Source organism: Bartonella sp. CL70QHWL, from assembly GCF_042194855.1.
Lineage (GTDB): Bacteria > Pseudomonadota > Alphaproteobacteria > Rhizobiales > Rhizobiaceae > Bartonella.
Map to the genome: position 1 here is coordinate 193,882 of NZ_JBHINJ010000001.1, position 23,198 is coordinate 217,079.

Consider the following 23,198-nt stretch of genomic DNA (forward strand, 5'->3'; position numbering starts at 1 on the left):
GTAATTTATAACAAGAAATATAAAACTTTTTTCTATAGAAGTTCTAACATTACCGTTTTTAAACAACATTTTAATCAATTAAAGACACTTGAATAAATCTTCTTATGCATAAAAACTCTTTCACCCAACCTAAAGGTATAGTTTTCATTCTTACCGTACAAAATTATTTTTTAGTATGAGCTCTATACAACAGCTGACATCTAAATCATACTTAATCACACTTTGCCAGCTTCCAATATTGCTACAGCCCTTGGCACTTGAGACGGTTCATAAGAAGCATTTTTACTCCTTGTCTCATACAATCTTATTCACACGGCTTTCCCTGATTGTAATCGTGTAAGTGAATGGTTTTGATTGATTCAACATAAATAGGTTCGGCATGAGGGAATCTTATGATATTCGGATCTCTCATTCAACATGTAAAACAGTAAATTATCTTTATAAATCAATACATTGACACACACGGGATACAATATCCCCTATTTTCTACTTGAATCTTAATAATATTATCCCTAAGTACCAAAATTTAATTTACAAAAAAATTCAATGCACGAATAAACTTTTCTATTGATTACTGCCCCACCCTCAGAGGGTGAAGATTTTTAACCCAATTTGGTGTATAAGAAGTTTGGATTCTTGTTGAGTCGAGTTCCCCTTGCCTTTCCACTCATGTGATTCACTTAACTAAAGGCTCTACAGACAAATCCTGCTTAAAAATATTTACCACGCACTCTAAAAGCACTTAATATATCAAGAAGATTTCCAGAATTTATCTCACCACACCTCAAATGATAGTGTTTTTATAGTATAATAGGATAAAAGAATCCATGAACATAATAATTAGGTGCTTTAATATACGAGAACAAGAAAGGACAACTCCTTCGTTTTTGTTGCTTGCTCTTTAAAAAGAAGGTTCACTTAGAAATGATTTTTTTTAAATCTCATGACATAACCTTTTGTTATTAGTCTTAAGATGCAAATTATATTATTTCCTACGCTCTGTGGTGCATACCTCGCAATTTATACGCTCATAATACCTTTTAAGCTGCATTTGATTCTGAAGTTTGAATCAATAAAGCATAAAGCGCATTGGCATTATGCGTATTGCGCAACTTTTGCACAACATCAGCATGGCGCAAAACACGTGCAATCTGAGATAAAGCTTTTAAGTGATCTGCACCAGCATTTTCAGGTGCCAAAAGGAGAAAAACGAGATCTATAGGTTCGTCATCGAGAGCTTCAAAATCAACAGGACTTTCAAGACGTGCAAATATACCAACAATCCGATCAATATCAGGTAATTTCCCATGAGGAATCGCAATACCACCACCCAAACCCGTTGAACCAAGCTTCTCGCGTTGCAAAACAACATCAAAAATTACATGCTCACTAAGACCTGTCAGCTTAGAAGCCTTTTCGGCTAAAATTTGTAGAACTTGTTTTTTCGAATTAGCCTTAAGAGCCGGAATGATCGCTTCCGGTGCTATTAACTCACTCAAATTCATACTTTAATTTTCCTCTTACACGCTCAAATGCTCATCAATAAACCTATAAACGGTATAGATACTTAATGTTCTTTCACTTTTCGCAACATCGCATGTGTTTTTATTTTTCAATTTATAACGGATGATAACTCAATACATGTCATATCACTTTTAACACAACAATAAATAGTATTTAGCTCCTCATTAACGGCATGAGAAAACAAAGAAATGAAGTTGTTCATAAAGTTAATTTCCTTACGACTCTAGAAAAGGTCATTATTCATAAATTTATTAAACTTGTCATAAGAATTGATGTATAATTCGCTATCAGAGTTTTTCTTTTCTTAAAAATGATCCCTTAAATTAAAATGAAAAGCATACTGAGCAAAATGGACCTTTACTTTGAAAATTACTGTATAGCTTGAATACCGCCTTATAACAAGAATATAAAGGTTTTTAGAGATTTAATGGTTATTTTAAAAGATTTATAGATTTAGCCTGATATCTGTAGTCAAGCTCCTATTTTTTAATAGGGCCATATAAACCAATAAAATACGACAACTCCTATTGAATAACCGGCGCTCCTATTAAAATACCTAAACCAGCATCATCGATATATTACAGAGAAAAATATGATAAACATCTCTTACCTTTCAATAACACACGCATTTATTGAGAGTTTCATTTATCACTCATTATCACGTTAATCTAGTGATATCTTTTCTATGATACAATCATGAGTAAGCTAAACTTATAAAAAAAAACTAACTCTTTAATGATGAAGCTTTTTTCACCACTCAATAAAAACATTCTAAGGTTATAGTCATAAAAGAAGTTTTGGCATAAATAAGGAGATTTTCAGTAATAATGTTTGGTTAAACTTAAATGGAAACTCGTGAAAGCTGTAAAATCAAAGAGAAAACTGATTTCCTAAATAAATTCTGCGTACATCAACGTTGTTGATAATATCGTTAGGACAACCGTGAACTAACACGCGCCCTGTATGAATAATATAAGCGCGGTCGACAAGCCCTAATGTCTCACGCACATTATGATCCGTTATTAAAACACCAATGCCACGCTTCGTTAAATGACGAATAAGTTGTTGAATATCGAAAATAGCGATAGGATCAATTCCTGCAAATGGTTCATCAAGTAACATAAAATGGGGACGAGAAGCTAAAGCGCGCGCAATTTCAAGTCGCCGACGTTCACCTCCAGATAACGAAAGTGCAGACATTTTACGTAAATGATCAATTTTAAATTCATGTAAAAGGCTATCTAACTCTTCACGCTGTTTAAGGCGATCTTTTTCAACGACCTCTAAAACAGCTTTAATGTTATTTTCTACTGAAAGACCACGAAAAATAGACGCTTCCTGTGGAAGATATCCAATACCTAAACGCGCACGTCGATACATCGGAAGATGCGTAATATCAAATCCATCAATTTTAATGGATCCTCCATCAGATTTTATAAGCCCCGTAACCATATAAAAACAAGTTGTTTTACCTGCCCCATTGGGCCCTAAAATGCCAACGGCTTCTCCCGTACGAATGCCAAAAGAAACACCATTAACAGTTCGCCTTCCTCGATAAACTTTAATCAAATTACTGGCAATCAAGGTCCCTTTTAAGGGGTTTTTTGAAGCTTCACTTTCAAGATTATACCTATCGGTCTGTTTTTTTATTTTGATTCCAAACATGAAATCTTAATGACCATTCTTTTGATTTTGTTTTAAAATAATAGAAACACGACCTTTTTTCTTAGGTGTCTCACAACCTTCTAAAAAAGCCTTTCCGCTTTCCATATTTGCCGTTAGTTTGCACCCCGTTGCCACATTGTCACCATCAGTTAACACAACATGATTCCCTGTCAAACTCATCATTTTTGACTTTCCATCAAAAACGCCTTTATCACCCGTAGCAACTTGCGTAGCAATTTTTATATAAACTTTTCCTAAAGCTTCCATTTTTTGTATACTCGACGAACCAAATAAAGAAACAGATGATGCCTTTTTATTTTCCTGATTTTTATCAATTTCTTTATATGCTTTATCGTAGTAAACAACTAATTCTGCCGTTCTTAAAAGACGTTCACCTTGCACCACTGAAACATCACCCTTAAAAAGCGCTATCCCTTCTTTATCACGTATTTCTAAAGAATCTGCATGAAGTTCTACTGGTTCTTTATCGCTTGATAGACTTATTCCAAAATGGGCCACTTCAGCATATCCTAAAACTGCTCCTCCTCCTAACATTCCCATGCTAAAAGCCAACATCACACCTATCCATCTTTTGTACGATTTCATTATTTCAATTCTTTTGTTTGTATATACACATACTTCTCTTTATAAATATCCTTTAAAGATTTGTATTGATATTGCGTTATTGCTTTTGAAGCACTAAATGCACTCCACCATGGAAATACATGTTTTTTCCTTTTTCTCGAATTTGTAAGGCGTTTGCGGCAAGATGAAAACCGGCTTGCTGAATATTAACACGTTGATCTGTTTTTAACTGTCCCTCGGATAAGTTAATACTAGCTGACATAAATTGTACCATCATCCCATCATTCGTCGTAATGGTGAATGGCTTGTCCAACTGTAAAAAACCATTAATGTTATCGTAAACCCCCCCTTGTGCTGCGAGAAAAATCTGTCTTTGTTGGCCCATAAATGCTCTAGCTGTAATGTTTTGCAACCCAATCATTCCAGCGTGTGTATGGTCTTGAAATGCCTTTTCTGCTTTAAGCCAATAAGGTTCATGAGCACGCGTATACCCTTCTAATTTTGGATTGAGCATCGTCAAATTCATCACGCCACTTTCTCCATTGTTCAAAGGCATAGAATCAGAAGTAATGGGAACCAAGAAAAACGTAAACCAGCAAAAAACCAGCGCTGAAATCAACGCTAAGAGAGGTAAAAAGATTTTTAATATGCTAATGCGACGCGAATGACGGGATGCTTTTTTTAAAACATCTCCACAAGATGATTGCGTTGAAAAGGCTTCATAATGATTGTGTACGGACATACTCTCCTGATCTCTTAAATACTCCGCATTTTTAATCTGTATAACCTTTATAGAAGGTATTTTCAAATTTTGTTTCTTGCAATTTGTTTTTTCTTGATTTTATTTTGCTTTTATCCGTTTATATATTGTAATATGCATGGAGTGCACAATTACAAAATTTTTTTGTGTGAAAGTGAGGCTATTGTGGTAAAATCAGAGCTTGTGCAAATTATCGCTCGTCATAACCCGCATCTTTTTCAACGGGATGTGGAGAATATTGTAAACGCTATTTTTGAGGAAATTGCAACAGCACTTGCAAATGGCAATCGCGTTGAACTTCGTGGATTTGGAGCTTTTTCTGTAAAAAGCCGTTCAGCCCGTAATGGACGTAATCCACGAACAGGTGAAGCTGTTTCTGTTGAAGAAAAGTGGATTCCTTTTTTTAAAACTGGCAAGGATTTACGCGACCGTCTTAATCAGTGAGAAACTTATGATAATTAAACGTATTCTTCTAACAAGTATCGGTGTGATTCTCGCAGCGGTTTTGATTGTTTTTATCGTGGCTAATCGTCAAATGGTTCCGTTAACCCTTGATCCTTTTCGAGCAAATCCTGAAAGTTTTACTTATCATGCTCCCCTCTTTATATGGCTCTTTATTTTCTTTGGTTTTGGTATTTTATTAGGAAATCTGATAAGTTGGTTTTCCTATCACAAATACAAAAAAGCTCTCAAAAAAAGTAAAGCCGAGATTGAAAAATTGAAAACATCTATCACAAATCTGGTGTAATGGTATTTAAATGAAATCTTTTCTCTTTAGTATTTTATATTCAGTACAGAGTTAAAAGTGCTCTTTTTCTTTTTTTATACATGTTTTAATTGACTTTAGCTTTTTTGCACTTTTACGAAACATTTAAGAGCTTTATAATATCTTTTTATACCTCATATACCGTGATACAAAACATGCCCGCACAATACTTTCAATCCTCCCATAACAATAGATATCCGCAGGAAAAGTTGCCCCTTATTTTAGAAACGGGTATAAGCGAAAACTATGCTCTCATTGATTCTGGTCATGGACAAAAATTAGAACGTTATGGAGCTTACCGCATTATTCGACCAGAAGGTCAAGCACTATGGAAACCTGCTTTACCTCAACAACAATGGGCTGATGTTGATGCTATTTTCACAGGAAACCTTGATGAAGAAGGGGTTGGGCGTTGGCATTTTCCTAAAAAGCCACTTGATGAAACATGGGCTCTTGCTTGGAATGGATTGTCTTTTCTAGGCCGTTTTACTTCCTTTCGTCATGTGGGGGTTTTTCCTGAACAAGATGCCCATTGGCGCTCTATGGAAGAACAAATTGTTCAAGCCAAACGCCCTATAAAATTGTTGAATCTTTTTGGCTATACAGGTATTGCCTCTTTGATTGGAGCACGAGCGGGTGCGAATGTTACCCATGTTGATGCTTCTAAAAAAGCCATTGCGTGGGCAAAAGCTAATCAAGAAAGAGCAAGATTACCAGATCATTCTATTCGCTGGATTTGCGATGATGCTATGAAATTTGTCGAGCGTGAACTGCGTCGTAAAAAAAGCTATGATATGATTCTTCTTGATCCCCCTGCTTATGGGCGTGGACCCCATGGTGAAATTTGGCAACTGTTTGATCATTTACCCGCCATGATCACAAATTGTCGTAAACTTCTCTCTGATAAACCGCTTTCTGTTGTCCTTACAGCTTATTCTATTCGTGCTTCCTTCTTTGCACTTCATGCTTTAATGCGTGATGCATTTGTAAATCTTGGTGGTACGGTCGAATCAGGAGAACTCATTTTGCGTGAAGAAGTTGCAGGACGTGCTCTTTCTACTTCTCTTTTTAGCCGTTGGATTGCTTGAATATGTGTAGACCTAAAACTGGTAGAGTGAAAGAAATTACCTCTCTTAGCAACCCCATCATAAAAGATCTTAAAGCACTTAGCCAAAAGAAAAACCGTAATAGAGAAGGTCTTTTCATGGCAGAAGGATTGAAATTGGTCATTGATGCTCTCAATCTTGGCTGGACAATACAGACGCTTATTTTTTCTAAAAGTAAAATCGGTAATGCTACTATCGAAAATACTGCCGCACGTGCTGTAGCCAACGGTGGTTTTGTTATTAAAGCCTCACAAAAGGTTATGGAATCACTTACCCGACGCGATAACCCACAAACAGTTATTGGTATTTTCAAGCAAAAATGGCACTCTTTTGAAATGATAAAAGGACAGATTAAAGATGTTTACATCGCGCTTGATCGTGTGCGTGATCCTGGAAACCTTGGTACCATTATTCGAACCGCTGATGCTGTAGGTGCTAAAGGTGTTATTTTAATTGGTGAAACAACAGACCCTTTCTCGCCTGAAACGGTCCGTGCAACCATGGGATCTATTTTCTCTGTACCACTTTATCGTTTTGATGAAAGCGCCTTTTTAAACTGGTCTTCTCACTTTAAAGGTATGATCGTTGGAACACACCTCAAAGGATCTCTGGATTATCGCACACTTGACTTCAAAAATGGCCCTATTATCCTTTTAATGGGGAATGAAAAACAGGGATTATCAGATCTTCTTACGAATCGGTGTGATAAACTTACGCGTATTCCACAAAGCGGACGAGCAGACTCGCTTAATCTAGCTGTAGCAACAGCTGTTATGCTTTATGAAATCCGTCGCCCCTATTTAATACTGGAACCATGTGAGGAAAAACATGATTCGTAAATCACTCCCTTTTCTTCTCTTGGGCTTGGCTTTTACAGTAGTACTTGATCAAGCTGTCAAATACTGGGTTATGCACAATATGCCTTTAGGAACAGAAATTTCGCTTATTCCTTTTCTTTCCCTTTATCATGTGCGCAATTCTGGCATCGCATTTTCGTTTTTTTCTTCCTTTTCTCAGTGGGGAATCATCGCCATCACGATCATTGTGATTATCTTCCTTCTATGGTTATGGAAAAATACTGAATATAATAAGTATTTAATGCGCTTTGGCCTTATTTTTATTATTGGAGGAGCCATCGGCAATCTCATTGATCGTATTCGCTTTCATCATGTCACTGATTATATACTTTTTCATATTGATGATATTTTTTATTTTGCTATTTTCAACCTTGCAGATAGTTTTATCACTCTCGGTGTTATTGCCATCCTTATTGAAGAATTGCGTACTTGGATGAAAGGAAGGCGTCATTCCAATAGTACATCTCCTCATTGATATGTTCATTGCCTTAGAAAACAGAGAGCTTTGATCATCACAAGTCTGATTACGCATTGATTTCTCTTAATCAATTCTTGTTGCTCGTCATTTCACGTGTTTCTCTTCATGGGACGATAAGATCTTACTTTCTTTTCAACTTCACATTTCTACACTTAGTTAGTGCAAAAGAAATGAACTCAAATAGAAATCAATATTTTTTATCCATGTGTCCTACATCATAATTTTTGAGGAGATATTTCACAGCATTTAAAGTTCCATTTATTTAATTAGAACAATTGCTTTTCGTATGTTTTTTAGTTTTTACAGATATCGCTTTTACAGAGCCTTTCTTAAGTGCTTCGTTTAAAAACTCTCCTTTTTTATTTTATATATTGTTTAATAAAAAACATTTTTTCAACTATTTTCAATGGTACCTTGTTAAAGCAACATATTGATTATAAATATAAATTACCTTTTTTCATATTGAATAAAAGCCCTTAATAGCCTAAATCTCTTTTATTTGGAATCTGTTCATGTTGAATCCATAAAAACCCTGTCTCTTGCAAGACACAAGCAAGTTAATAATCTTGATTGATTTAATATGAACAGATTTGAAACCAGAGAAGCTTGCGATATTCAGAGTATCATTTAGCATTCAAAAAGACAATTTATCATTATACATCAATATATTATATAAAAATCCAATTCAATAGCTCTTATAACCGTGCAAAACAGATGCAATATTGGAGGTTGAAAATAGTGTGATGATACTTGCCGCTCTTCTCATAAACGCAAAAATAGTGAATATTTTATAAGGGATTGTATTACATAGTTTCTGTGAAAATAGAAAAGTTTTTAAGTATAGTCTTTTTATCTTGCAAAAATATGGCAAAAAATGGAAATATTTTTTATTAAAATGAACTATTTCCTTACCAATTTGTAAGGTTCCTTCTTCATATAAATCTCTTGTAATTTTTAAATAAATCTCCATAATAAGAGCATATATGCTGGAATTCTGTCAGTGATTCTTAAGGGTTTTTGTATTTGCCCAATTAAGGCTTATACCAAGCTTATCTGTGTAATGACAGAGACACTTTTAAAGCCCTATACCTGACAGAACATATGCTAAAGGATTTTATATTATGGCTAATTTTAAAGATTTACGTTCGGCACCTGCTTCTCATGCCGATGCATCAATTGATCAGGGATTACGCGACTATATGTTGGGTGTCTACAATGCAATGGCCATTGGTTTGCTTATTACAGCTGCTGCCGCTTATGCAATTGTATCATTAGCAACGACAACAGATATGAGCCAAGCAGCAGCTCAAATCAATAGCAGTGTTTATCTAACACCACTTGGAGTAACATTTTATACATCGCCATTCTCTTATATTGTTATGTTTGCACCACTCATAGCAGTCTTATTCCTCAGTTTTAAAATTAATACATTGAGCACAAATGCTGCTCGTAGTCTCTTTTTTGGTTATGCTGCTCTGGTTGGTCTTTCACTGTCTTCAATCGTTTTGCGCTATACGACAGAAAGTGTTGTGCAAACCTTTGTCATTTCCGCCGCAACTTTTGGAGCTCTTTCACTTTATGGATACACAACAAAGCGTGATCTCACAGCAATCGGTTCCTTCTTATTCATCGGATTGATCGGCTTGTTTCTTTCCATGATTGTGAACATTTTTCTTGGATCAAGCGCTTTGCAGTTTGCTATCTCTGTGATTGGTGTTTTTATCTTTGCTGGTTTAACAGCCTACGATACCCAGAGCATTAAGTTGATGTATTATGAAGGAGATGAAAGCGATACCAGAGGACGTAAAGTTATTATGGGCGCGTTGAATCTTTATCTTGATTTCATTAATATGTTTGTCTTCTTGCTACAGTTTCTTGGCTCAAACCGTGATTGATTGCAAAAATCATAACTTAATTAAAGAACCTTGTTTCTAAAAGAGACAAGGTTCTTTTGTTTTTAGTGTAAGTCTTTACCCTTGGCCTCTTAGGGACTATTCTTTTCGTAAAATGACAAAAATACCTTATAAGCAAAAATTCCCTTGGTTTACCGGTTTTATCCAACAAAAACTCCACAGCTCCCTTTTTAATGCAATTCACAGCCGCTCTCATCATCAATCAAACATCATCAATCAAAATAGTAATTATGATCTGACCGTTGCTTCCTATAATGTGCATAAATGTGTAGGTGTTGATAAAATTTTTAATCCTACAAGAATTGTCCGTGTTATTACTGAATTACAAGTTGATATCCTTGCTCTTCAAGAAGCAGATAAACGTTTTGGAGAACGTATCGGTTTAATTAATCTTCAGCTATTAAAAGCTGAAACCGGTTTGATTCCTGTACCTCTTAATACTATGTCACCTCATGGCCATGGTTGGCATGGGAATGCTCTTTTTTTGCGAAAGGGATATGTACGTGATACTTTACAAGTCACTCTTCCTAGTATTGAACCACGTGGGGCTGTAGTTGTAGAGTTGGAAATGGAAGCAGGCCCTATTCGTATTATTGCGGCTCATTTTGGCTTATTACGTTACTCTCGTAAACAACAAACAAAAATGCTCCTTGAAATTTTCCAAAAACGCCCCCTTATGCCTACACTCCTTATAGGAGATTTTAATGAATGGCGGATGGGAAAAGGCTCATCTTTAAATCATTTTTCTCCCTATTTTGATAGCACTTTTGAAGTTGTACCAAGCTTTCCCTCTCGCTTTCCTTTTTTAGCCCTTGATAGAGTTTTTTCTTTTCCCCACCAATTGGTAACAAGTATTGAAAATCATCTTTCACCGCTTGCACGCATTGCTTCAGATCATTTGCCTATCAAAGCCTATCTTAATCTTTCTAACGCAATCAACATTCTTAAAAATAAATAAAAAAATTAATGTGCCTCATCCCAATTTTGAGCCGTCATGACTTTTACTTCAAGCGGTACAGATAAAGATAGAACCGGTATTGTAGCATTTTCCATAACATTTTTAACAACAGTCATGGTTTTTTTACTTTCTTCTTCTGGTACTTCAAAAATCAGTTCATCATGCACTTGCAGCAACATTTTTGCTGATAGTTTTTCTTCTTTTAAAGCATCTTCCATATGTATCATAGCGCGGCGAATAATATCGGCCGCAGAACCTTGAATTGGAGCATTGATAGCTGCTCGCTCATTAAGAGAACGAATTTTTACATTCTTTGCTTTTATTTCTGGATAATGGATACGACGTCCAAAAATTGTTTCTACATAACCATTTTCACGTGCAAAGATTTTAGTTTTCTCCATATAATCTTTAATTCCTGGAAATCTTTCAAAATACAGTTGAATATAACGACCCGCTTCTTGGCGTGAAATTCCCAATTGATTAGCTAATCCAAAAGCTGAAATACCATAAATAATACCAAAATTAATCGCTTTTGCACGCCGTCGTATATCTGAATGCATTCCTTCTATAGCAACACCAAACATTTGTGATGCCGTTATAGCGTGAATATCATGCCCTTTAGCAAAAGCTTCTTTTAATGCTTTTATATCCGCAATATGTGCAAGAATGCGCAACTCAATCTGACTATAATCAGCAGAAAGTAACACACGTCCTTTGGGAGCAATAAAAGCTGTTCGGATTTTACGCCCTTCAGCAGTTCGCACTGGAATATTTTGCAAATTTGGCTCTGATGATGATAACCGACCTGTTGATGTTATTGCCAAAGAATAATTCGTGTGAACTCGCCCTGTTTTTGAAAAAATATAAGAAGGCAAGGCATCTGTATAGGTAGATTTTAGCTTTGCAAGTTGACGCCACTCAATAATTTTACGCGGTAAAATATGACCTTCAGCAGCCAACTCTTCTAAAGTCTGTGCAGAAGTTGACCATTGTCCACCCTTAGTTTTGGCGCCTCCAGGCAATCCCATTTTGCCAAAAAGGATATCCCCTAATTGCTTTGGCGAAGCAATATTAAACTTTTCATCAGCTTGTTTATAAATTTCCTCTTCTAGAATCAAAGCAGCTTGTGCCAACTCTCCAGAAAGACGCAATAAAATCTGCCTATCAATAAGAATCCCCCGTTCTTCCATTCTTGCAAGAACTTTTACAAGGGGTCGATCAAGACGCTCATAAATTTTTGTCATCCCACGAGCAACAAGTTGCGGTTTCAATACTTGCCAAAGGCGCAGCTTTATATCAGCATCTTCCGCCGCATAAAGGGCTGCTTGTTTTAAATCTACTTGTGCAAAAGAAGTAATTTTTTTTCCGTTATGCGTTAAATCTTTATAGGCAATTGGTTTATGCTCAAGCCAACGTTCAGACAAATCATCCATATTATGGGTTAAAGTTCCAGCATCAAAAGCATATGATAAAAGCATGATGTCGTCAAAAGAGCTTATCATAATGTCGTATTGCTTCATCACCAACCAATCATATTTTATATTATGACCAATTTTTAACACCGCTGAATCTTCTAATATCGGTTTTAAAAGTGCTAAAGCTTTTCGGGCCTCAATCTGTGAGGCAATGCGCCCGCCCCTCAAAAGGTCCTCTTCTCCTTCATCAAAATGTTCAAGAGGTATATAAGCTGCTTTTTCCGGCTGTAATGCGAGTGAAAAACCAACAAGCTTTGCTTGCATCGGATCAAGAGATGTTGTTTTAGTATCAAAAGCGAAAAAACCCTGCTCCTGTGCTTGTGATAACCACTCTTTTAAAATTTTCTCATCAAGAATTGTTGTATAAGTAGCTCTTGTAATTTTTTGAGTCAGCGCTTGATCTTTACGTTTTTGTGCAAAAACTTGTGGAGAATTTTCAGAAAAACTATGAAGAGATGCGTGCTCAGTATTCTTGATCTCAGAATCATGCCTGGGGCTTAGTTTTTCCCATTCAACATCTATATCAAGTGCGTCAATAACAGCTGCATCGCATGACGTTGCCTCTGCCACGCGACGCGTTAATGTTGAAAACTCCATCGCTTTCAAAAAAGAAATTAAACGTGGACCATCTTGTGGCTCCAAAACAAAATCATCTAAATCATTATCTATAGGAACATCTGTTTTAAGCCTGACAAGTTCACGAGACATTTTAACTTGTTCTCTATAAGCTTGAATGTTTTCACGCCGTTTTGTTTGTTTAATTTCTGTTACGCGTTGCAATAAAAGATCAAGAGAACCAAATTCATTTAATAACTGAGCTGCAGTTTTTGGACCAATGCCTGGAATACCCGGTACATTATCTGTTGAATCTCCAATTAATGCTTGTAAATCAATCATTTTTTCAGGCGCAACACCCCATTTTTCTATAACTTCTGAGATACCTATATGCTTATCTTTCATTCCATCATACAAAGATACATGCGTATTTACGAGTTGCATAAGATCCTTATCAGAAGAAATAATGGTTGTTTTTGCCCCAACCTTTGTTGCAAATTTTGCATAGGTAGCAATTAAATCATCCGCTTCAAAGCCTTCCTTTTCAATACAAGGCAAATTAAAAGCCTTCGTTGCTTGGCGTATTAGCGCGAATTGAGGAATTAGATCTTCAGGAGGTTCAGCGCGATTCGCTTTATATTCAGGATAAATTTGTTTCCGAAAAGTATCAGATGAATAATCAAAAATAACAGCAAAATGTGTTGGAACAACACCCGTAGCTGTATTACGAGCATCACATAGTAATTTCCATAACATATTGCAAAAACCAGCTACTGCTCCTACAGGAAGTCCATCCTTTTTACGTTTTAAAGGCGGCAAAGCATAATAAGCACGAAAAACATAGCCTGATCCGTCAACCAAAAAAAGATGATCTGTTGCTTTCATTACAATTTTTTCTCCATTTCAGCTAAAAAAAACAATTTGTCCTTATATATTTTTTCACTTTGCCTCTAAAAAGCCATTTTTTCTTTTCATAAGACATGAAGTCGTTGCACTTTATATTAAGTACCTAGAGCTTTTCTTTGCTGTTACAGGATTAATAGCTTTCATTTTGCTCCTCCTATGATAGCTGAGGTACGATGTAGCGACAGGGTCGTTGTGGTGTTCCCCTCCCCACAACGACCGTTTTTTTTGACATCGATATTCTTTAATTTCAATCGTGACTTTTTTAGAGAAAAGATGATGTTATTCATGAATTTTGAAATTATTCCACAGAGCTTTTTCACCCATTTTGTAGATAAAATCAGCGTGTAACTTTTTTTCTTGCGTACTCAATCTTGAAGGTAAAGCCTGTGGGCGAATTTTAACGGCATAAGATGTATCTTTATCATTCTGGATATGTTCATCAACACCCCTTCTGTTATCAAAACCCAATACACCTTGTTTTCCACCGATAAGCTCAATATAAACATCGGCTAGAATCTCTGCATCAAGCAAAGCACCATGAAGAACACGATGGCTGTTATCAATTCCAAAACGTTTGCATAAAATATCAAGAGAATTAGGACCCATAGGAAATTTACGCCGCGCCATAGCCAGTGTATCAAGAATATTATCAACACTGATAAGCGGTTTGTTGACACGTTTTAATTCTGCATTAATAAAACCAATATCAAAACTCGCATTATGCGCAATCATTGTCGCGTCTTTGATAAATTCCAAAAATTCATCAACAATATCACTAAAACTTTTCTCGTTTTTTAGGCGTTCATTGGTTAATCCGTGAATTGCTACAACTTCATCAGGAATAATAACGCCTTCAGGGTTTAAATAAACATGAAATTGGCGTCCTGTGAGATAACGATCAACCATTTCTACACAACCAATTTCGATTATGCGATCTTTTTCTTTATCTAAACCTGTTGTTTCTGTATCAAAAATAATTTCCCGCATAACTTCAATTCTTTAGTTTTTTTATTACATCAAAAACCTGTTGACGTGTATTCTCTAAATCTTTCCCTGTATCAATAATAAAATCAGCACGTTCTCGTTTTTTTTCATCTGGCATTTGTTGAGCATTGATAAAGGCAAATTTTTTCTCATTCATACCTTGGCGAATCATGACACGTTCTTTTTGTATTTCTGGTGGAGCAGAAACAACAATAACGCTATCCACACGACTTTCACCATTTTTTTCAAACAAAAGTGGAATATCAAGAATAACGAATTTTTTCCCTTGTTCACGCGCTATATCAATAAATTCCCTTTCTTTTTCTTGCACCAAAGGATGAATTATTTTTTCTAATGTTTGTAATTTTTCTTTATCATCAATCAAAATTTCAGAAAGTTTCAAACGGTTAACTTCACCGTTTTCAACAACACCAGGAAAAATACGCTCTATGAATGACAAAGCTGGCTCACTTTTATAAAGCTGTTTTACTGCTTCATCAGCACTAAAAACAGAAATACCCGCTTGCTTGAAAAAATCAGCAACTGTTGATTTTCCCATAGCAATTGATCCCGTTAATCCTATGATCTTCATTCTCTTTTTTCACTCATATCCTCTAAAATAGCTGTCCGTAAAGCTTTTGTTACCTGTGGTCTTATTCCAAACCACTGTTCAAACCCTATAACAGCCTGATGTAGAAGCATCCCAAGTCCATCAACCGTCTTGAGATCACAAGCCTTTGCCTGTTGTAAAAAAGGAGTTATCAATGGTGTATAAATAATATCTGTTACTAACGCCGTTTTTTTTGCTTTATGAAAATCGCAAAAAAAAGAATCACTTTTTTCTTCTGGACTTTTTATACCAATAGAGGTTGTATTAACAATCAAATCAGCTTGATGAAGTATTTCATAGATTTTATGCCAATCGTAAACTTTAATGATTTTTCCAAAATGCTGAGCTAAATTATCAGCACGTTGTTTTGTACGGTTAATCAGATAAATCTGTTCAAATCCGCGTTTTTTTAAGGCATATATGATAGCGCGTGCGGCACCACCTGCTCCAAAAACAAGAGCTGTTTCCCCTCCCCAATCAGATGCAAAATCATCAAGATTAGCGCTAAAACCATAGGCATCGCTATTCGTGGCACAAAGCTTATCTCCTTCATACCAAAGTGTATTAACAGCACCAATCATTGTTGCTCTCTCATCTTTATAATCTGCTAAACGAAAAGCTTCCTGTTTATAAGGTAAAGTAACATTTCCTCCACAAAAGCCTATTTTTTGTAAAGACGCAATAAAATGACTGAATTCTTCAGATGTTACTTCTTGTGCAAGATATTCTCCTTGTAAACCATATTGTTTAAGCCAAAAATTGTGAATTTTTGGCGATTTTGAATGATGAATTGGAGAACCAACAACAAAAGCACGCGGATAATTTGTTTTTTTTATTGTTAAGTCAACCATCAATAATTCCTAAGTGGCGCAGTTTTATGAGTAGAGGCAGTAAAGGTAAACCAACAATGGTAAAAAAATCTCCTTCAATTTTTTCAAAGAGATGAATTCCTTCTCCTTCAATTTGATATACTCCCACGCTGTTTAAAACATCTTTTCCTACGCGTGCTAAATAACGTTCAATAAATTCTGATGAGAGTAAACGGACGGACATATGTGCACTAAAAGCTTCAACCCAAATTTTTTGACCATTTTTAAATAAAGCTACCGCACTATGAAGAGAATGGGTTTTTCCTGATAATTCACATAAACGTTGATGTGCTTCTTTAATATTTGTTGCTTTGTGAAAAACTTGACCTTCAAAATCAAGAACTTGATCACAACCAATAACGAAAGCATCAAGAAAACGATCTGAAACATTTTTTGCTTTTGCGCTCGCAAGAAAACAGCTGAGTTCTTTAGGTGTTTTTTCTTTTGCTTTTTTTTCTACTTCTCTTTCATCAAAAGAAGCTTCTTCAATGGAAAAATTTAAACCTGCTTTTTTTAATAATTTTGCACGATAAAAACTAAGAGATGCTAATATTAAAGTATCTGCGTTCATGAAAATTTTCTCTCATTTCCTTCACGAAATCGTGATAACAGTTCAAATATTGCAGCAGCAGTTTCTTCAATAGAACGTCTTGTGACATCAATAATAGGCCAACCAAAACGTTCGCAAATGCGTTTTGCATAGATTAATTCTTCAGCTATGTTGATACGATTTGTATAATTATCAAGAGCAAAACTTTCTCCCAAATCTCGATTTTGGCGGATATGTGAGATTCTTTCAGCTGAAGCAATTAAACCAATAATTAAAGAATTTTTTGCCTCTAAAAGGGATTCTGGCAAATCAATATTAGGAATAAGAGGAATATTAGCCGTTTTTATTCCGCGATTTGCTAAATAGATACTTGTTGGCGTTTTAGAGGTTCTTGAAATTCCCACAAGAATCACATCTGCTTCGGATAAGCTACTGGAAGACTGTCCATCATCATGCTCTATTGTAAAATCCAGTGCCTCAATACGGCGAAAATAATCCGCATTAAGATCATGTTGTGCGCTCGCACGTAAATGTGTTGGCATTCCAAGGTAAGACTGAAAAGCATTTAAAACAGGATGTAATATATCAATACAGGGAACTTTTATTTTTTTACACATTTTTTGAAGGAGAAGTTTAAATTCTTCATCAATCATTGTGTAAAGAACAATACCTGGTTCTTGTTGTATTTCATCAAGAGCTTTTTGTAACTGTATTCTATTACGAATCATAGGATAGATATGCTCTGTTGCCTGACTCATTGCATATTGCGATGCTACAGCTCTTCCAACAGAGATTAATGTTTCTCCCGTTGCATCAGAAAGCATGTGTAAATGAAAGAATTTTTTTTCTTTTGTCACAAAAATTTTAACTCCTTGTTAAGATATGTGTATATATCTTCACCATTTTTTATAAAACTAAAATTTAGAAAAAATTCTCCTTTTTTATGCACAAATTAAATGCTTGTGATAATTTAATCCCTCTTATAAAAAAAGAGGGGATAATATCTTTAAGATAGTGTTATTTTTATTCTTTTTTAACTTCCTTTTGTGGATAAAATTGAGGATAAATAATAATCCACACTAAACACAGTTATAAATAAGAATAATCCTTTCTTTAATATAAATTTATTAATATAAATTTCTGTAAAAATACTTTTGAATAGCATTTCATTAATGCTATAAATTTAACTTACATTTTTGTTATTAAAATAATTAAATACTATTTGGATTTTATATTTTTTCAAGTTTTTCATATAATTACTTAATATTACAGGAATAAATTTCATATAAATGGTACTTGCAGATTAAAAAAATTGAGTGTAGAATATTTTTTTCTTAATAATATTTCACTCATAAATTTCCATAAATTATTTAGAACAATCTTCTCCATTACAAAGAGCATATTTCATGCAAAAAATGAAACTACAAGAACTTAAAAGCAAAAATCCCGTTGAGCTTGTTTCTTTTGCTGAAACATTAGAAGTTGAAAATGCCTCCCTTATGCGCAAACAAGAATTAATGTTTGCTATCTTGAAAAAACTTGCTCTACAAGATGTAGAAATTATAGGAGAGGGTGTTGTTGAAGTTTTACAAGACGGATTTGGATTCTTGAGATCTGCTGATGCTAATTATCTTCCTGGTCCTGATGATATTTATCTTTCACCTGCACAAATACAGTCATTTTCTTTAAAGACAGGTGATACAATTGAGGGTCCTATACGCAGTCCAAAAGAGGGAGAACGTTATTTTGCTCTCCTTAAAATTAATACAATTAATTTTGAAAAACCTGAAAAGATTCGTTATAAAATTCACTTTGATAATCTCACTCCTCTTTATTCAAATGAACGTTTCCAAATGGAAATACAAGATCCTACAGAGAAAGATATGTCATCACGCGTGATTGATTTGATATCTCCATTGGGAAAAGGACAAAGAGGGTTAATTGTAGCTCCTCCTCGGACGGGAAAAACAGTTTTACTTCAAAATATTGCTCATTCTATTACCACTAATCATCCTGAATGTTATCTCATTGTTCTTTTAATCGATGAACGACCAGAAGAAGTTACTGATATGCAGCGTTCAGTGAAAGGAGAAGTGGTTTCTTCTACTTTTGATGAACCAGCAATACGTCACGTACAAGTGGCAGAAATGGTCATTGAAAAAGCCAAACGTCTCGTTGAATATGGGCGTGATGTTGTTATTCTTCTCGATTCTATTACACGTCTTGGGCGTGCATATAATACAGTTGTTCCTTCTTCGGGTAAAGTTTTAACAGGTGGTGTGGATGCAAATGCTCTCCAGCGTCCAAAACGTTTTTTTGGTGCAGCGCGTAATATTGAAGAAGGCGGATCTTTAACCATTATTGCAACGGCTTTGATTGATACAGGAAGTCGTATGGATGAGGTTATTTTTGAAGAATTTAAAGGAACAGGTAATTCGGAAATTGTTCTTGATCGAAAAGTTGCTGATAAGCGTATTTTCCCTGCTATGGATATTTTAAAGTCAGGAACGCGTAAGGAAGAACTTCTGGTAGAACGACAAGATTTACACAAAATTTTTGTTCTTCGTCGTATTTTAGCATCTATGAATGTAACAGATGCAATTGAATTTTTGATTGATAAATTAAAGCAAACAAAAAACAATAGTGAATTTTTTGATTCAATGAATACGTAGAGTCATTAAAGTTTTTATTAGGATAAAACCTGTGGATACAATCTTTGCTGTTTCGAGTGGATTGTTACCTTCAGGGGTTGCAGTCATTCGGCTTTCTGGTCCTCATGTTGTAGATATAGTTAAAACGCTTTGTGGTCGTTTACCTAAAGCACGTTTTATGCATTATGGAAATCTTACTGCTCGTGATGGTAGTTTTTTAGATTCTGGTTTAACTGTTTTTTTTCCTGCTCCTCATAGTTTTACGGGGGAAGATTGTGCAGAATTCCATTTACATGGAGGAAAAGCCGTCGTTAATCGTTTTCTCGATGAATTATCGACATTTTCTGGATGCCGTATTGCAGAGGCAGGTGAATTTTCACGTCGCGCTTTTATGGAAGGAAAATTAGATCTTGTTCAAGCAGAAGGTCTTGCTGATTTAATAGAAGCAGAAACGGAAAGCCAACGGCGTTTAGCTGTTATGGGTACAAGTGGACATTTAACGACGCTTTATCGTGATTGGCGTCATAAGCTTATGAAGGCGCGTGCTTTTATTGAGGCAGAACTTGATTTTGTTGATGAAGCAGATATTCCCAACGCAATATCTGATAAAGTTTGGAAAGATATTGAAGATCTTTGTACCTCTCTTCGAGAATATATTATTGAAGGAGAACGTGCGAGTATTTTACGTGATGGATTAAAAATTGTTATTGCCGGTGCTCCTAATTCTGGAAAATCAAGCATTATGAATCGTCTTTCAGGAAGATCTGTTGCTATTGTAACGGAAGAAGCAGGAACAACCCGTGATGCTTTAGAAATGAGAATTATTCTTGGTGGTTTACCTATTTTTTTAACGGATACTGCTGGTTTTAGAAAAACAGAAAATAAAATAGAACAGATGGGAATAGAAGTTGCTAAACAGCATGTTATGGAAGCTGATTTGGTTATTTTGGTTTATGATATAGGAAATCCTAAGCAAGTTGATTTACCAGAAACATCGGCTGAAATATGGTGTGTTGGCAATAAGCTTGATCTTTATGAAAAAAATGATCAGCGTTGGTCTATACAATTTTCCGCATTAACTGGTTTAAATTTTGATTATTTTATAAAAGAACTTGAATCATTTTGTCATCATCGTGCTTCTGAAATTGGAAATATTGTTCCAGCACGTAAAAGACAACTTCAATTGTTAAAGGAGGCTGTTAAAGAGATTGAATTTTCTCTTAATTATCATTCTCTTGATCTCAGTTTACGTGCAGAACATCTCCGTTGTGCAAGTGATTTTCTTGGTAAAATTACAGGAGATATTGATGTTGAAGATTTGCTTGATATTATTTTTTCAGAATTTTGTGTTGGTAAATAATGATTCACGTGAAACATTGATTATTTCATAGACAGATTATAAAGATTATGTAATTTATATATTGTTTCACGTGAAACCTTAGAATATTTTCTACGGAATGAATTAAATGCAATCATATGATGTTGTTATTGTTGGTGGTGGTCATGCTGGCTGTGAAGCAGCTTCAGCTTCAGCACGTGTAGGAGCCAAAACAGCGCTTGTTACACATAAAATATCAGCATTGGGAACAATGTCGTGTAATCCTGCTATTGGTGGACTTGGAAAAGGGCATCTAGTTCGGGAAATAGATGCATTAGATGGTCTCATGGGAAGAGCAGCAGATGCTGCTGGAATTCAGTTTAGACTACTTAATAGACGTAAAGGACCGGCAGTAAGAGGACCACGAACACAGGCAGATAGACAACTTTATAAAAAAGAAATTCAAAAATTATTAAAAGAACAAGAAAATCTTACTCTTATTGAGGATGAAGTTATTGATCTGGTTGTTAAAGATAATTGTGTATCAGGTGTTATTTTAAAAAAACAAGGAATAATTTTATCTGGTGCTGTTGTTTTAACAACAGGGACATTTTTAAATGGCTTTATTCATATTGGTGATAAAACATGGGCTGCTGGACGTATGGGGGATCAGTCAAGTGTAAAACTTGCTAAACGTTTAAAAAATTATCATATAAAACTTGGTCGATTAAAAACAGGAACCCCTGCTCGTTTGAGTAAAAAAACAATTGCTTGGGATTATCTTCCAAAACAACAAGCAGATGAAAATCCCATTCCCTTTTCTCTTTTAACAGAGAAAATTGAACAACCACAAATTGAATGTGCAATAACACGTACAAATGAGAAAACACATCAAATTATTCGCGAGAATATTTATCGTTCTGCTTTATATTCTGGAAATATTGAAGGGTTAGGACCACGTTATTGTCCTTCTGTTGAAGATAAAATTGTTAAATTTGGAGAACGTGATGGACATCAGATTTTTCTAGAACCAGAAGGATTAAATGATGATACCGTTTATCCAAATGGTCTTTCTACTTCTCTTCCTGAAGATGTGCAAATTTCTCTATTGAAAACCATTGAAGGATTGGAAAATGCTATAGTTTTGCAACCTGGTTATGCTATTGAATATGATTTTGTTAATCCACAACAATTAACGAGAAGCTTAGAATTACGCTCTTTACCAGGTTTATTTTTAGCAGGACAAATTAATGGTACAACAGGATATGAGGAAGCAGCAGCACAAGGACTTTTAGCTGGATTAAATGCTGCACGTAAAGTAGGTAAATTAGATGAAATACTTATAAGTCGATCTACGGCTTATATTGGTGTTATGGTTGATGATTTGGTTTCACGTGGTGTTTGTGAACCTTATAGGATGTTTACATCACGTGCCGAATTTCGTTTATCTTTACGATCTGATAATGCTGATACGCGTTTAACACCTTTGGCACAAAAATGGGGTATTGTGAGTAAAATACGTTGGGAATGTTATCAGAAAAAACAACAACGGCTTGATCAAGCACGATCAATATGTCAAAATATTTTTTTAACACCTAATGAAGCTTCTGCTCATGGATTACATGTTAATCATGATGGAATTCGGCGTTCGGCTTATGATTTTCTTGCTTATCCTCATATGACCTTAGAGCGTCTTTCAGATTTTTGGCCACAATTACAAAAAATTGATTCTAAAACAGCAGAATCTTTAGAAATTGAAGCACAATATGCGGTTTATTTAGATAAACAAGCACAAGATATTGCTTCTCTTCAGAGAGATGAGCGTTTAGAAATTCCTTCTTCTCTTGATATTCAGGCAATTTCAGGTCTTTCAAATGAACTTAAATCAAAAATTAAAGAAGTATCGCCGCGTTCAATTGCTGATGCACAAAAAATTGATGGCATGACACCCGCTGCGTTATCTCTTATTATTACATATATTCAACGTCAACGACGTGAAAAGGCTAAAACAGCTTAATGGATTTTTCTATAGAAAAAAAATATCAACAATTATTAAATATTGTTCCTTCTGTTTCACGTGAAACAATGGAAAATTTAATTCAGTTTGAGTCTTTAATACTTCAATGGAATGCGCATATTAATTTGATATCTGCTACAACAATACCAGATCTATGGACACGACATATTCTAGATTCAGCACAAATTTTTCCTTTGTATGCTCATTCTTTACATTGGTGTGATTTAGGATCAGGAGGAGGTTTTCCTGCAATTGTGATTGCTATCTTTTTGAAAGAAAAAAAAGAAGGACATATTAATCTTGTTGAAAGTAATGGGAAAAAAGTTGCTTTTTTGCGAACAGTTATTGCTCAACTTAATCTTCCAGCAACGGTTTATCACGCTAGGATTGAAGATATATATCAAAAAATTCCCATGTCTGATATTATAACGGCACGGGGATTAGCGCCGCTTAATACTCTTTTACAACTTATTTTTCCTTTATTAACAGAAAAAACTATAGCTCTTTTGCAAAAAGGTCGGGATTACGCTACAGAAATAAAAAATGCCTCTGCCAATTGGCACTTTGATCTGTTAAAACATAAAAGTAAAGTTGATGAAAATTCTGTTATTTTGGAAATTTCTCATATTCGATCATATAGAGGGTAGAGCA

General features: G+C 35.1%; 21 protein-coding genes. 11 read left to right on the forward strand and 10 right to left on the reverse strand.

Going from position 1 to position 23,198, the window contains the following annotated elements; translation table 11 throughout:
• Positions 1-1,040: 1,040 nt before the first annotated feature.
• From ptsN to lptC, 4 genes are all read right to left on the reverse strand, one after another.
• On the reverse strand, positions 1,041-1,505 hold the full coding sequence (ptsN, locus tag ACFIJZ_RS00650) for a PTS IIA-like nitrogen regulatory protein PtsN (RefSeq protein WP_273790191.1): 465 nt from the start codon (positions 1,503-1,505) through the stop codon (positions 1,041-1,043).
• 889 nt (positions 1,506-2,394) lie between these two features.
• Positions 2,395-3,189 (reverse strand): LPS export ABC transporter ATP-binding protein, encoded by a 795-nt coding sequence (gene lptB / locus ACFIJZ_RS00655; protein ID WP_273790190.1) that lies wholly within the window; start codon positions 3,187-3,189, stop codon positions 2,395-2,397.
• Between the two features lie 6 nt (positions 3,190-3,195).
• On the reverse strand, positions 3,196-3,795 hold the full coding sequence (locus tag ACFIJZ_RS00660) for an LptA/OstA family protein (protein ID WP_375630614.1): 600 nt from the start codon (positions 3,793-3,795) through the stop codon (positions 3,196-3,198).
• A 76-nt stretch (positions 3,796-3,871) separates the two neighbouring features.
• Positions 3,872-4,516 (reverse strand): LPS export ABC transporter periplasmic protein LptC, encoded by a 645-nt coding sequence (gene lptC / locus ACFIJZ_RS00665; RefSeq protein ID WP_273790187.1) that lies wholly within the window; start codon positions 4,514-4,516, stop codon positions 3,872-3,874.
• A 183-nt stretch (positions 4,517-4,699) separates the two neighbouring features.
• On the opposite strand from lptC, the gene ihfB reads away from it, so the two are divergent.
• The 7 genes from ihfB to ACFIJZ_RS00700 all read left to right on the forward strand — a co-directional run bounded on the left by ihfB (position 4,700) and on the right by ACFIJZ_RS00700 (position 10,612).
• Positions 4,700-4,978, forward strand: coding sequence for an integration host factor subunit beta (gene ihfB / locus ACFIJZ_RS00670; protein WP_273790186.1), 279 nt, complete (start codon positions 4,700-4,702; stop codon positions 4,976-4,978).
• A gap of 7 nt (positions 4,979-4,985) precedes the next feature.
• Positions 4,986-5,282 (forward strand): lipopolysaccharide assembly protein LapA domain-containing protein, encoded by a 297-nt coding sequence (locus ACFIJZ_RS00675; RefSeq protein WP_273790185.1) that lies wholly within the window; start codon positions 4,986-4,988, stop codon positions 5,280-5,282.
• Positions 5,283-5,455: 173 nt separating this feature from the next.
• Positions 5,456-6,388, forward strand: a complete 933-nt coding sequence (locus ACFIJZ_RS00680; protein ID WP_375630616.1) for a class I SAM-dependent methyltransferase — start codon at positions 5,456-5,458, stop codon at positions 6,386-6,388.
• 2 nt (positions 6,389-6,390) lie between these two features.
• Complete coding sequence (locus ACFIJZ_RS00685) at positions 6,391-7,245, forward strand: TrmH family RNA methyltransferase (protein ID WP_375630618.1); 855 nt, start codon at positions 6,391-6,393, stop codon at positions 7,243-7,245.
• Positions 7,235-7,738, forward strand: a complete 504-nt coding sequence (gene lspA, locus ACFIJZ_RS00690; protein ID WP_375630620.1) for a signal peptidase II — start codon at positions 7,235-7,237, stop codon at positions 7,736-7,738. Before ACFIJZ_RS00685 ends, lspA begins: the two co-directional genes overlap by 11 nt.
• Positions 7,739-8,862: 1,124 nt before the next feature.
• On the forward strand, positions 8,863-9,636 hold the full coding sequence (locus ACFIJZ_RS00695; RefSeq protein ID WP_273790181.1) for a Bax inhibitor-1/YccA family protein: 774 nt from the start codon (positions 8,863-8,865) through the stop codon (positions 9,634-9,636).
• A 112-nt stretch (positions 9,637-9,748) separates the two neighbouring features.
• The gene (locus tag ACFIJZ_RS00700; protein ID WP_273790180.1) at positions 9,749-10,612 is read left to right on the forward strand and encodes an endonuclease/exonuclease/phosphatase family protein; all 864 of its coding nucleotides are present in this window, start codon (positions 9,749-9,751) and stop codon (positions 10,610-10,612) included.
• Between the two features lie 5 nt (positions 10,613-10,617).
• On the opposite strand, the gene polA is transcribed toward ACFIJZ_RS00700, so the two are convergent.
• The 6 genes from polA to ACFIJZ_RS00730 all read right to left on the reverse strand — a co-directional run bounded on the left by polA (position 10,618) and on the right by ACFIJZ_RS00730 (position 17,418).
• Positions 10,618-13,527 (reverse strand): DNA polymerase I, encoded by a 2,910-nt coding sequence (gene polA, locus ACFIJZ_RS00705; RefSeq protein ID WP_375630622.1) that lies wholly within the window; start codon positions 13,525-13,527, stop codon positions 10,618-10,620.
• Between the two features lie 300 nt (positions 13,528-13,827).
• The gene (dnaQ, locus tag ACFIJZ_RS00710) at positions 13,828-14,535 is read right to left on the reverse strand and encodes a DNA polymerase III subunit epsilon (protein ID WP_273790178.1); all 708 of its coding nucleotides are present in this window, start codon (positions 14,533-14,535) and stop codon (positions 13,828-13,830) included.
• 4 nt (positions 14,536-14,539) lie between these two features.
• Entirely contained in the window at positions 14,540-15,124 is a 585-nt protein-coding gene (coaE, locus tag ACFIJZ_RS00715) for a dephospho-CoA kinase (RefSeq protein WP_273790177.1), read from the reverse strand.
• Positions 15,121-15,993: a shikimate dehydrogenase gene (locus ACFIJZ_RS00720; protein WP_375630625.1), complete on the reverse strand. Its 873-nt coding sequence runs from the start codon at positions 15,991-15,993 to the stop codon at positions 15,121-15,123. The genes coaE and ACFIJZ_RS00720 overlap by 4 nt, the downstream gene beginning before the upstream one ends.
• On the reverse strand, positions 15,986-16,582 hold the full coding sequence (locus tag ACFIJZ_RS00725; protein ID WP_375630627.1) for a Maf family nucleotide pyrophosphatase: 597 nt from the start codon (positions 16,580-16,582) through the stop codon (positions 15,986-15,988). Before ACFIJZ_RS00725 ends, ACFIJZ_RS00720 begins: the two co-directional genes overlap by 8 nt.
• Entirely contained in the window at positions 16,579-17,418 is an 840-nt protein-coding gene (locus ACFIJZ_RS00730; RefSeq protein ID WP_273790174.1) for a pyruvate, water dikinase regulatory protein, read from the reverse strand. Before ACFIJZ_RS00730 ends, ACFIJZ_RS00725 begins: the two co-directional genes overlap by 4 nt.
• 549 nt (positions 17,419-17,967) lie before the next feature.
• On the opposite strand from ACFIJZ_RS00730, the gene rho reads away from it, so the two are divergent.
• From rho to rsmG, 4 genes are all read left to right on the forward strand, one after another.
• Positions 17,968-19,233: a transcription termination factor Rho gene (gene rho, locus ACFIJZ_RS00735; protein ID WP_015857121.1), complete on the forward strand. Its 1,266-nt coding sequence runs from the start codon at positions 17,968-17,970 to the stop codon at positions 19,231-19,233.
• Between the two features lie 31 nt (positions 19,234-19,264).
• Positions 19,265-20,572: a tRNA uridine-5-carboxymethylaminomethyl(34) synthesis GTPase MnmE gene (mnmE, locus tag ACFIJZ_RS00740; RefSeq protein ID WP_375630629.1), complete on the forward strand. Its 1,308-nt coding sequence runs from the start codon at positions 19,265-19,267 to the stop codon at positions 20,570-20,572.
• 106 nt (positions 20,573-20,678) lie between these two features.
• Complete coding sequence (mnmG, locus tag ACFIJZ_RS00745) at positions 20,679-22,547, forward strand: tRNA uridine-5-carboxymethylaminomethyl(34) synthesis enzyme MnmG (RefSeq protein ID WP_375630631.1); 1,869 nt, start codon at positions 20,679-20,681, stop codon at positions 22,545-22,547.
• Entirely contained in the window at positions 22,547-23,194 is a 648-nt protein-coding gene (gene rsmG, locus ACFIJZ_RS00750; protein WP_375630633.1) for a 16S rRNA (guanine(527)-N(7))-methyltransferase RsmG, read from the forward strand. Before mnmG ends, rsmG begins: the two co-directional genes overlap by 1 nt.
• Positions 23,195-23,198 lie beyond the last annotated feature (4 nt).

Coding starts and splice junctions, on each gene's coding strand:
- mnmG (WP_375630631.1), top strand. CDS start 20,679: ATGCAATCATATGATGTTGTTATTGTTGGTGGTGGTCATGCTGGCTGT.
- polA (WP_375630622.1), bottom strand. CDS start 13,527: ATGAAAGCAACAGATCATCTTTTTTTGGTTGACGGATCAGGCTATGTT.
- ACFIJZ_RS00720 (WP_375630625.1), bottom strand. CDS start 15,993: ATGGTTGACTTAACAATAAAAAAAACAAATTATCCGCGTGCTTTTGTT.
- ACFIJZ_RS00680 (WP_375630616.1), top strand. CDS start 5,456: ATGCCCGCACAATACTTTCAATCCTCCCATAACAATAGATATCCGCAG.
- ACFIJZ_RS00700 (WP_273790180.1), top strand. CDS start 9,749: ATGACAAAAATACCTTATAAGCAAAAATTCCCTTGGTTTACCGGTTTT.
- rho (WP_015857121.1), top strand. CDS start 17,968: ATGCAAAAAATGAAACTACAAGAACTTAAAAGCAAAAATCCCGTTGAG.
- lptC (WP_273790187.1), bottom strand. CDS start 4,516: ATGTCCGTACACAATCATTATGAAGCCTTTTCAACGCAATCATCTTGT.
- ACFIJZ_RS00675 (WP_273790185.1), top strand. CDS start 4,986: ATGATAATTAAACGTATTCTTCTAACAAGTATCGGTGTGATTCTCGCA.
- lspA (WP_375630620.1), top strand. CDS start 7,235: ATGATTCGTAAATCACTCCCTTTTCTTCTCTTGGGCTTGGCTTTTACA.
- lptB (WP_273790190.1), bottom strand. CDS start 3,189: ATGTTTGGAATCAAAATAAAAAAACAGACCGATAGGTATAATCTTGAA.
- ACFIJZ_RS00695 (WP_273790181.1), top strand. CDS start 8,863: ATGGCTAATTTTAAAGATTTACGTTCGGCACCTGCTTCTCATGCCGAT.
- coaE (WP_273790177.1), bottom strand. CDS start 15,124: ATGAAGATCATAGGATTAACGGGATCAATTGCTATGGGAAAATCAACA.
- ptsN (WP_273790191.1), bottom strand. CDS start 1,505: ATGAATTTGAGTGAGTTAATAGCACCGGAAGCGATCATTCCGGCTCTT.
- ACFIJZ_RS00685 (WP_375630618.1), top strand. CDS start 6,391: ATGTGTAGACCTAAAACTGGTAGAGTGAAAGAAATTACCTCTCTTAGC.
- ACFIJZ_RS00725 (WP_375630627.1), bottom strand. CDS start 16,582: ATGAACGCAGATACTTTAATATTAGCATCTCTTAGTTTTTATCGTGCA.
- rsmG (WP_375630633.1), top strand. CDS start 22,547: ATGGATTTTTCTATAGAAAAAAAATATCAACAATTATTAAATATTGTT.
- ACFIJZ_RS00660 (WP_375630614.1), bottom strand. CDS start 3,795: ATGAAATCGTACAAAAGATGGATAGGTGTGATGTTGGCTTTTAGCATG.
- dnaQ (WP_273790178.1), bottom strand. CDS start 14,535: ATGCGGGAAATTATTTTTGATACAGAAACAACAGGTTTAGATAAAGAA.